At 72.9% G+C, this 730-nt stretch carries 1 pseudogene; it reads right to left on the bottom strand.

The window, feature by feature from the left end:
- Positions 1-665: pseudogene (locus tag P1P70_RS45365) on the bottom strand (IclR family transcriptional regulator C-terminal domain-containing protein); the annotation flags it as partial.
- Between the last annotated feature and the right edge of the window lie 65 nt (positions 666-730).

Raw genomic sequence — 730 nt, 5'->3', positions numbered from 1 at the left:
CGCCCGCCCCGCCCCCGCACGGGTACGGCGACGGACCGCAGCCCTTCCTCCAACTCCCCGTCGACAAGGGCGTACCCGGCGTCGCGGGCCCGCTCCAGGACCGTCAGCAGCTCCCGCCGGTCCGTGACTGTGTACGGGGTCAGCGGGGCGGGGCGCTCCGGCAGGGGGACCTCGGGCAGCAGATCGGCGAGCATCACCCGACCCAGGGACGTCGCGTACGCCGGCAGCCGCGTCCCGAGGGTGATGTTGACGCTCATGATGCGGCTGGTGGCGACCCGCGCCGTGTACTGCACCTCCTCCCCGCCCCCGGTGAGGACCGCGAGGGACGCCGAGTCGTGGACGCGCGCGGAGAGCTCGGCCAGGTGCGGCGCGGCGATCCCGGAGAGGGGCAGCATCGACAGGGGCGGGAAGCCCAGGCCCAGTACCCGGGGTGTCAGGCGGAAGACCCGGTCGTACGACTCGACGTACCCGAGGTGTTCGAGGGTGATCAGCGCCCGTCGGGCCGTCGCCCGGGCGAGCCCGGTGGCCTGCGCGACCTCGGTGAGGGTGAGCGCGGCCCGGCCCTCGCCGAACGAGGTGATCACGGTCAGCCCCCGGGCGAGCGACTCGACGAACTCCCGGCCCAGTTCCTGCTTGGACGCCCCGGTCCAGTCGGCGAGCCCGGAGGCGGTCCCTTATCAACATCTTACGCTCGCCAAGAAAACACTGAGGAAAAACTCCGGGGACGCCG

Origin of the sequence: Streptomyces sp. MB09-02B, assembly GCF_033794485.1 — a bacterium.
In the GTDB taxonomy this organism is placed as follows: Bacteria; Actinomycetota; Actinomycetes; order Streptomycetales; family Streptomycetaceae; genus Streptomyces.
Note: the sequence above shows the minus strand (reverse complement) of the source record. Positions and strands in the feature narration are given on the sequence as shown.